Origin of the sequence: Pseudoalteromonas sp. TB64, from assembly GCF_000498095.1 — a bacterium.
Classification (GTDB): Bacteria; Pseudomonadota; Gammaproteobacteria; order Enterobacterales; family Alteromonadaceae; genus Pseudoalteromonas.
In genome coordinates, this window is sequence record NZ_AUTQ01000233.1 from 1 (window position 1) to 9,556 (window position 9,556).

General features: G+C 39.5%; 6 protein-coding genes and 1 pseudogene. 4 read left to right on the plus strand and 3 right to left on the minus strand.

Annotated features, from left to right (window positions below; genetic code table 11):
* Nucleotides 1–202: 202 nt before the first annotated feature.
* Both L647_RS0119710 and L647_RS01000000124670 read right to left on the minus strand, forming a co-directional pair.
* Nucleotides 203–2,887, minus strand: coding sequence for a TonB-dependent receptor (locus L647_RS0119710; protein WP_024612553.1), 2,685 nt, complete (start codon nucleotides 2,885–2,887; stop codon nucleotides 203–205).
* A gap of 331 nt (nucleotides 2,888–3,218) precedes the next feature.
* Nucleotides 3,219–3,624: pseudogene (locus L647_RS01000000124670) on the minus strand (hypothetical protein).
* Between the two features lie 268 nt (nucleotides 3,625–3,892).
* On the opposite strand from L647_RS01000000124670, the gene uvrA reads away from it, so the two are divergent.
* On the plus strand, nucleotides 3,893–6,427 hold the full coding sequence (uvrA, locus tag L647_RS0119720) for an excinuclease ABC subunit UvrA (protein ID WP_024612554.1): 2,535 nt from the start codon (nucleotides 3,893–3,895) through the stop codon (nucleotides 6,425–6,427).
* 171 nt (nucleotides 6,428–6,598) lie between these two features.
* A complete protein-coding gene (locus L647_RS0119725; protein ID WP_024612555.1) occupies nucleotides 6,599–7,090 on the plus strand; it encodes a hypothetical protein in 492 nt (163 codons plus the stop codon).
* Nucleotides 7,091–7,177: 87 nt separating this feature from the next.
* On the opposite strand, the gene L647_RS0119730 is transcribed toward L647_RS0119725, so the two are convergent.
* On the minus strand, nucleotides 7,178–7,768 hold the full coding sequence (locus tag L647_RS0119730) for a 3'-5' exonuclease (RefSeq protein WP_024612556.1): 591 nt from the start codon (nucleotides 7,766–7,768) through the stop codon (nucleotides 7,178–7,180).
* Between the two features lie 215 nt (nucleotides 7,769–7,983).
* On the opposite strand from L647_RS0119730, the gene L647_RS0119735 reads away from it, so the two are divergent.
* Nucleotides 7,984–8,730 carry a crosslink repair DNA glycosylase YcaQ family protein gene (locus L647_RS0119735; protein WP_029880554.1) on the plus strand — a complete coding sequence of 249 codons (747 nt, stop codon included), beginning with the start codon at nucleotides 7,984–7,986 and terminating at the stop codon, nucleotides 8,728–8,730.
* Nucleotides 8,731–8,764: 34 nt separating this feature from the next.
* Nucleotides 8,765–9,526 carry an IS5 family transposase gene (locus tag L647_RS0119740; protein WP_024611512.1) on the plus strand — a complete coding sequence of 254 codons (762 nt, stop codon included), beginning with the start codon at nucleotides 8,765–8,767 and terminating at the stop codon, nucleotides 9,524–9,526.
* Nucleotides 9,527–9,556 lie beyond the last annotated feature (30 nt).

Sequence of the window (9,556 nt, forward strand, 5' to 3'; positions counted from 1 at the left end):
TCGGTTGCCATTACGCTAAAGCTTAAAGTAAAAGCACTTAGCAAAGCCGCAGGTGCATGCTGCAAAAAACGACGCTTAGTAGTAAGCATGTAAGAATCCTTAAATTTTTATTACTTAATCTTTAATAACTTGATTTATATTGCTGATAAAGCTCACGCTAAAATTATTTACCATAAACACGGTGTGTTTTTATTAATGCTTTTTAAAAGTTAAAGCCAACTCTTGCACCGTAATACCTAGGCATACCAAAACTGCCTTTAGCAAACCCTTTAGAGGTATTATTCCAGTGTTGTACTGTTTCGTCGCTGGCATTATTTATAAATGCTTCTGCAAACCATTTTTGGCTTTGCGGCTCATATTTTAAAGAAGCATTAAAGATTGCAAAGCTATCGCGCGAGTCATCTATGTAACGAGTTGCTTCGTCAGATACAGAAAATTCCATATCATCTAAGTGCTTATCAACATTCCACACTGTTGAGTATGATTTGTCTTTCCAACTTACATTAAACCAGCCATGTACAAACCCGTATTCACCTAAATCAACACTATGGGTGTAGCTTAAATTGGCGGTAAATTTAGGCGTCATCGCCAAGTTATTACCTTTTAAATTGGTTTGTAGTAATGGGTTTTCAGGGTCTAGTGAGTCTTCATAAGAAATATCAAATAAATACTCTGAGTCGTAATCCCATTTAGTAAACCAGTCGTCTGTTACTTTAGCCTCGGTCCAGGTTACATAACCCGTAATACGGCCGCTTGGGTATGGCTTCCAATCAAACTCAAGTTCAATCCCTTTAATTGTTGAACCAGGCACATTTTGCGTGTAGTACGCAATAACAGGCTGATTTATATAATCTAATACCGGATTACCCGAGCCATCTAAAACAGGTCTGCCATCGTCACCTTCAATTGCCGAAAGGCGCTCAACATTACCAATAGAACCAACAGATGCATATTGCATGTCGGTATAATCGGTATAGAAAAATGCAGCTTGCAAGTTTAATGAGTTATCTAAAAAGCTCGACTTAGCGCCAATTTCCCATGTTAATACTTCTTCTGGATCGAACTGGGTTTCAAATCGGTTAACTTCAGATGTTCTGTCGTTTACTACTTCAAACACATCGCCAATACCGCCAGCTTTAAAACCACTTGCTAAATAGGTATAAAGCATTGTGTCGGCGCTTAGGTCGTAATCTAAACCCACTCTAAAATCGTGATGGGTCCAACTGCCTTTGTTGTCATTTTCAAAAAATGATGCATAAATAGCAGGATCTTCAAAGTAATCTGCCGGCAAGTTATTTAAATCTGTACGGTTAAACCAGCCTGGCGCGCAGTCATCTGCATTTGAACAACGATAAGAGCGACCACCTTTATCTTCTTTTGTTTCGTCACTAAAACGGTAGCCTAATGTAGCGTGCAGTTTTGGGGTTATTTTATACGTGGCTTGAGCAAAAAATGCGAACGCATCGGTCGATCTATCTGGCTGATCCCAAAATACTTTATCGTCCATTGGATTATCATAATAACCAAGCGTTGTTGTTTTTTCGTGAAAATAGTTAACGCCTACAATCCACGTAAGATCAGACATATCCGATGATTGCAATTGCAGTTCGGTAGAATAAGATTTAGCGCCAGTACCATCTAAAAAGTAAGTAGCGCCATCCCACACATCTAAACCTGCTTCGCTATCTTGCGCAGAAGAACGCTCCATATCTTCAAAGCCCACCAGCCACACTAAATCAAGGTCGTCGGTTAGGGCGTAGTTAAGTGTATTACGTATATACGTTATATCTAACTTAAGCTCACCAGGTACATTTACTACAGCTTGGTAAGTGTTGTCTGACGGTAAAAAGTTTGAACAGTCGCCACCCAGCTCAGCAGGACGACCTCGTAACTTATCGCAGTTAACTAAATCTACATTATTATCGCTGTCGTTAACGTATTTTTGAAATACCGTATGGTTAGAAAAATTACCATCTAAAGGCGACCATAGCGTACTAACTCTAAAAGAATACTCGTTAGCACTATTATAAAAATCTGATTCATCTGCTTTTGTTAATGCGCGCACTTGCTGCGATTCTGGGTCGGTACCAGCTGCATCTATCCACCAGTTTTCTCGTTGAGTAAGTGTGCTACCTATATTTTGATATGAATCTTGCGATATAACGTCAGCATTAAGTACATCATCGCTTAATCGGCGAGTGTCGTACTGATTAGGGTCATAATAGCCCTCTAAATAAGAATCACGCTTTAAGCCTTTAGCCGCAACACGTACAGCAAAATCATCACTGATCGAAAAGTTATAAAAACCCTCCGCACTACGTGAATTATATTTACCGGCTTCTAGCGTTACACTGCCGTAATCATCGGTAAAATCAGGCTTTGCCGAAATAACATTAATGCTGCCAACGGTTGAGTTTCGGCCAAACAATGTTCCTTGCGGACCACGCAGTGCTTCTACACGGTCAATATCGTACATTAACGCTAACGCGCCCTGCATTCTTGGCGAATAAATACCATCTAAATGCACACCAACAGCAGGATCGCCCAGCTCGGTAATATTAGTAGAGCGCACACCTCGCATAGATATAACCGGTGCTGATTGGTCTGTTGCGGTTGATATATCAAGCCCTGGAACCAGGTTAGCTATATCTCTTATATTATTAACACCACTTTGTTTTAACTGCGCTGACGTTAACGCCGTAATAGCGACAGGTGTTTCCATTAGCCTTGTTTTACGTTTAGTGGCCGTTACCGAAATTACTTCCAGCGCGGTGTCGTTATTTTTAAGTGCTGTGTTATCACTTTGATCTGTTAAAGACTCTTGAGCAATACTGGGCAACGAGCAAGCGAGCGCTATTGCCAGAGTTATTGTGTTTATTTTTTGCACGTGTATCACCTTTCAATTTGTGTGGGTTGTCAGCGGTGAGTAAAACAACTTAGTTTATCACCTGTTAACAGTTTACAAATCTGTTACACCTGTTGACTACCCTAATACGCTGAAGCGATGCACTGACAATACAACCCGAGTAAATTACACGTAAATAAAAATAAAATTGAGGATTTGGAAAATGAAATGTGTTTAAAAATAAACAGAACGATAAGTATAAAATAGGTGTTTTTTATAATAAAAATATAAAATACACCTTTAAAGCAACTGTATTTATACCTAACTGACCTGCCTGAGGCATACTGCAAAAGCCTAGCTATTTCTGTTTTGGTTACAAATCGTTACTCGAATAAATACTTAAAATAGGGAATTTATAATCGGCAAACGATACAGTAACCGATTGTGTTTCGTTGCCTTTAAAACCGAGTTTAAACTCCATTGGCATGAATCGNGCTGCCGTCAGCAAAAAGTGCAAGTAAATGTTCCTCGCCTAATTCGCGATTGCCTGACGATAAGTTAGTAAGCGTTATAACAGCCCAGCGTTCGCCCTCTTCATTGCTCATTAATACATAATTAACGACTTTAAAACCCCCTTTTTTAGGGGTTATATTGTTATCGTTTGCAAACGATAAGTGCATGCTATTTGGTACTGCACGGTCAATATTTAGCGCTTTGGTTGTGTCTGCTTGGGTTGACCACGAAAGCACCAACAAAATGATTATTAAGGCTTTATTCACTGATAGTTCCTTTTTATTACCTAGTAAAATACCTAATAAATTACCTAATAAATTACATAACAATAACTGTGTAAATAATATTCGCATTCCATACCTATTATGTAAACAAACAATTATCGCAACTTTATCCCGCACTCTAGCTGTACCGCTACAGACTAAGCGCTCATTCAGTGTGTTTGCGCTATTTTTAAGGCAATAACGAGTGATAAGAGTAAATAATTAAAAGCAAACTTAAAGTAAAAGCGCGATTAAATAGGAGTATAAACGCATGGCAACCACACATAAAAACTCAACAATGGATTTATCAAACCCTAGTAACGGCATTCAAGTAAAAGGGGCGCGCGTTCACAATTTAAAAAATGTAGACGTTGATTTACCGCGTAACGCATTGGTTGTTTTTACGGGAATATCGGGCTCAGGAAAATCGTCGCTTGCTTTTGGAACGCTGTTTGCTGAGTCGCAGCACCGTTATCTTGATTCAGTATCGCCTTACGCCCGTAGGTTAATAGATCAAGTTGATGAGCCCGATGTTGATTCTATTGAGGGACTACCGCCTGCCGTTGCATTACAACAGCAACGCGGCGCACCGTCGGTTCGCTCATCCGTTGGTAGCATAACAACTATTTCTAACGCGCTACGTATGCTTTACTCTCGTGCTGGCAAATACCCTGCTGAGCAGGGTATATTATATGCCGATGCGTTTTCCCCTAATACGCCACAAGGTGCGTGCCCAGAGTGCTCAGGAATAGGCCGTGTATTTCAAGTAACCGAAAAACTACTCGTGCCAGATGATACAAAAACTATTCGCCAGCGCGCTATAGCCGCGTGGCCACCAGCATGGCAAGGTAAAAATTTAAGCCGTATTCTTACTTCCCTTGGCTACGACATAGATACGCCTTGGAATAAGCTTTCTAAAAAAGCACGCGATTGGATTTTATTTACCGACGAAACCCCAACGGTGCCTGTATACCCTGATTACACCTATGAGCAAACCCTAAATGCGATAAAAAATAACGAAGATCCAAGCTACATGGGAACGTTTTCAAGCGCTAAACGCTTTGTTTTACAGTCTTTTGCTACCACACAAAGCCCGCGTACAAAAAAGCGCGTATCGCAATTTATGCAAATATCGCAGTGCCCTACCTGCCAAGGTAAAAAATTAAAACAAGCGTCGCTAAGTGTTAAATTTGCGGGGCTTGATATTGGCGAGCTATCTCAACTTACATTAAACGAACTCGCCAGCAAACTAAGTAAAACGGCTAATGCTAAAGTAAATAAAAATACAAAAAATCCAGAGCAAGCCATTGTTACAAAGCGTATTACCAAAGACATTCTCACTCGTATTGAAGCACTAACCATGCTTGGTTTAGGGTACTTGTCGCTTGAGCGTACAACACCAACGCTCTCACCTGGGGAGCTACAACGATTACGACTTGCTACACAAATTCGCTCTAAATTATTTGGTGTGGTTTATGTATTAGATGAACCTTCGGCTGGTTTACACCCTGGCGACACACAAGCATTACTAAAAGCACTCGATGAGCTAATAGCGGCTGGCAATTCTGTATTTGTAGTTGAGCACGATGTTAGCGTTATTAAACATGCCGATTGGATGGTTGATGTAGGTCCAAATGCTGGTACGCATGGCGGTAATATTGTTTATAGCGGCCCTGTTGAAGGTTTGCAAAAAGTGACCAGTTCGCATACTAGCCAATACCTTTTTAAAAATGATGAAAAGCTTTTAAGCCAAAGTAATAAAACACAACGCAGCGCCAAAGCATGGTTAAAGCTTGCCGGTATTGAGCGAAATAATTTACAAAAACTCGATGTAGAATTTCCGCTAGGCGTTATTACAAGCGTTACGGGCGTGTCTGGCTCTGGTAAATCGAGTTTAGTAAGCCAAGCTTTAGTTGAGCTGGTATACGATGCACTTGGGCAAAAATCGCAGCCACAAGTACCAACAGATGAAGCCGAACTGCTCGACCAAGAGCTCGATATAACAACCGAAGGGAAAATTACTCAAGGCATTGAGCATATAAAGCGCCTTATTACGGTTGATCAAAAAGCCATTGGCCGTACTCCCCGCTCTAATCTAGCGACTTACACAGGGTTATTCGATCATGTACGAAAACTGTTTGCCAACACAAGCGAGGCAAAAGCACGTAAGTACGATGCAGGTCGCTTTTCGTTTAACGTAAAAAAAGGTCGTTGCGAAAACTGCGAAGGCGTTGGTTTTGTAAGCGTAGAGCTTTTATTTTTACCCAGTGTGTATTCGCCTTGCCCAGTGTGTAGCGCCAAGCGCTATAACGAAAAAACACTCGAAGTTACTTACAAAGATAAAACCATTGCCGATGTACTTAATTTAACAGTTGAGTCGGCGCATACATTTTTTGCCGATGAACCTGCTATTTTACGCGCGCTAAATGCACTGCTTCAAGTGGGCCTTGGTTACTTACGTTTGGGGCAACCAGCTACAGAACTCTCGGGCGGTGAAGCGCAGCGCATTAAACTTGCCACTGAGTTACAGCGCACACAACGCGGCGATACCCTCTATATTTTAGATGAGCCAACGACCGGCCTGCACCCTAAAGATGTGGCTATGTTAATGGTGCAATTAAATGGACTCGTTGATGCCGGCAACACGGTTATTATGGTTGAGCACGATATGCAAGTAGCCAGTAATAGTGATTGGATTATTGACATAGGACCTGGTGCGGGCAATGAAGGCGGCTTAATAGTAGCGCAAGGCAAACCCGAACACGTAGCTCAATCAAAAATAAGCCAAACCGCGCCTTATTTATAACTAGGGCGTGGGTATAAGCTTAATATAAAATTATGAAAATCGCTTCTCTGCACCGCATTTTATTGCATTAAACTAATGTTGTTGAGCGCCTTTGATTTTGATATGTTTTACCCAATTATGTAGCACACGCTATTTATATTTAAAAATACTTTTTATAAAGTTGGTAACCTAATGAATAAAAATCTCGACTCTAAATCTAACGAACCTGAAGATGTACAATATAGTACGTATTATGAATTTGAAGATTTTAATCCTGAATTTGGATTAATAACCAGACTTGTTATTACGTTAGGTCCTGAAAGAGTACCTAAGGGTTTTAAGCACGACGGACCATTTTCTGATGATTTACAAACGCTTTATGAGAATGGTATTGGTGATTGGGTGTCAGAGGTTTATTTTATCAATGCGTCTAATGAACCAATGACTATTGAAACAAAAAAACTGGGAGTTCGTAAATTTCAAAAATCATTCTCCGACGTGGTTACTATAGAGTCACAAAAATGGTTTATTAGTGAGCCATTAATTGCGCTAGATAGCCTTTATGAAATGGAAGCTGATTTTACATTAGAATTTAACTGTAATAATTCACCACTGAGCTTTAAAAGCGTAGCTAAAAGAATGACCGTGGATGAAATTAAAAGCAAATATAACCCAGACCTATAAAATTAAAGCTATAAATATAGTTCGTGCCATATAGCCTTTGATTACTTTAAAGGTCATATGGCACATGCCTTATACTAAAGCCGCTACCTAATTACTGTTGTGTTTTTCTATTTCAAGTTCGATTAGTAATGCTGAGTGAGCGTCATTTGCGGCGTACATTTTTTGGTGATCTTTTAAAGGAAAAACAGACCAGTTTGAACGCTGTGCACCTTTAGATAAACGCTGATTAAAAAACATCGCAACAGCAGCTCTAGCACCAACGCGCTGTGTTACCTGCGCAAAGTGCATAACTTTAGAGGATAATTCAACTGTGTTTTCTAAGCTAATTCCAAATTTTCTAAAAATAAGTTTTTTGTCTTCTTTTAGTCCAAAGCCCACTTTTTTGATTGTTAGATCAGACAATATACTTTCAATTTCAGTAAAGTTTTCAAAAAATTTAGTCGGAAATAAAAACGCTTTTGTTTTTGTAGATAATTGAATTAGGTGAGGTCCATCACTTACTTCACCCTTTTTAAAACAAGGCTTACTTTCTGTATCAAACCCTAAAACTGCATGCTTTTTTAGCTCTTCTATCGCGCTTATCGCATCTGACGCTTGCGTTACTACAATTATATTATCTAGACTTAAACCGTCGTACATCGGTAAAAATTGAATCTGCTCTTTTGTTAACCTTTCCATTTTTCGTCCTTTTAAAACAGCTGGAGCCTCGTTTTAATTTGCCATTAATTAGTTAGCAGCCAACACTCAAATTTAAGCCCATAACACCATTTTCATGTTTACATTACTGTTTTTAGCTCGTTTACTTAAAAGTCAGCCTTTGATAAAAAGGTTATCATATTCACCTTGTTTATATGGTATTTTGTTTTTTTGCTTATGTTATTAATAAAATACCGATGAAATCACTCTCCTTATCCCACGCTAAAAAGCTTGCGTTACTTTCCCAAGGCTTGCTTTCAAAAACCCCCAAAGCTGGTACTGCATTAGCTAAAACATTAGCGGTGTTTAATAACGTTGGCTATGTGCAAATAGATACTATTTCTGTTGTACAGCGTGCTCATCATCATACTCTTTTTAGTCGACACGCAGATTACAACATCGATCATTTAGACCATCTTGTAGCAAATAAGGAGGTGTTTGAATACTGGTCGCATGCGGCGGCCTATTTACCCATGCAAAACTACCGATTTACCCTCCCACGCAAAGCGGCATTAAAAAATGGCGAGCAAACACATTGGTTTAAAAAAGATGAAAAAATGATGAACCATGTTATTGCCCGAATAAAGAGCGAAGGCCCATTAATGGCTAAAGACTTTGCATCGCAAAATATTAAAAGTAATGGCTGGGGAGCAAAACCTACGAAGCAAGCGTTAGAAGTTTTGTTTATGCAGGGTGATTTAATGATTACTGAGCGTAAAAACTTTCATAAAGTGTACGACCTAACATCGCACGTATTACCAAGCAATATAAACACTGCAATCCCAACTGATAGCGAATACGGACAATTTTTGATATTAAATTATTTAAAAGCGCATGGATTTGGCACGTTAAATCAAATAACCTATTTACTAAAAAATAGTAAAGCACTAGGGCGTGTTGATCTTTGCGGTATAAAAAACAAACAGCATGAGGATAAGGTATAATTGAATTCGCTAAAAAACGTTACACCGAACCCTCATGCCAAGATTAATGTTAACAGACGCGACATGGAATGTCTTATCAAAAGTAATGCACTTAAGTGGTCGAATTTATAATAAGCCTGAGCATAGAAAAACGCTCGAAGGCATACTCTATAAGATGCGTACCGGTATTCCTTGGCGAGATTTACCGTCTTATTTCGGCTCGTGGAGTGCTATCTATAGACGATTTAATTTATGGTCCAAAAAAGATATTTTGAATGAATTATTTCGTGTGTTATCCCACTATGCTGATATGGATTGGATCTTTATTGATGGCAGTATTGTCAGGGCTCACCAGCATAGTTGCGGTGCAAGAACCGCTGGCAATGAATCAATCGGTAAGAGTCGAGGTGGCAATTCGACTAAAATTCATCTTGCAGTAGATAGCGGAGGATTGCCTGTTTATTATGAATTATCCTGTGGAAATACGCATGATATCGTCCATGCAGAGTCACTTGTAGACAATTGCCCAACGAGTAATGTGGTTGTCGCAGATAAAGGCTACGATAGTGAAAAACTAAGAGAGTTTATTCGTGATAATAGCGCTACACCCGTTATTCCACGCAAGGATAACAGTTTAGTGGGTAATGAAGATATTGACTGGTGCATGTACAAATATAGGCACTTAGTTGAGAATGCCTTTGGTCGGATCAAACAATATAGAGGGATAGCTACAAGGTATGAAAAGCTTGAACGGAATTATCATTCCATGCTCGCTTTAGCATTTACTATGATGTGGCTACCAATGTGGGCTGATTAATATATATACTACAAAGATCAACAGCCCCTA

What these genes read in the sequence shown, in the direction of transcription:
- uvrA (WP_024612554.1), top strand. Translation starts at nt 3,893, where the DNA reads ATGGCAACCACACATAAAAACTCAACAATGGATTTATCAAACCCTAGT.
- L647_RS0119725 (WP_024612555.1), top strand. Translation starts at nt 6,599, where the DNA reads ATGAATAAAAATCTCGACTCTAAATCTAACGAACCTGAAGATGTACAA.
- L647_RS0119735 (WP_029880554.1), top strand. Translation starts at nt 7,984, where the DNA reads ATGAAATCACTCTCCTTATCCCACGCTAAAAAGCTTGCGTTACTTTCC.
- L647_RS0119740 (WP_024611512.1), top strand. Translation starts at nt 8,765, where the DNA reads ATGCCAAGATTAATGTTAACAGACGCGACATGGAATGTCTTATCAAAA.
- L647_RS0119730 (WP_024612556.1), bottom strand. Translation starts at nt 7,768, where the DNA reads ATGGAAAGGTTAACAAAAGAGCAGATTCAATTTTTACCGATGTACGAC.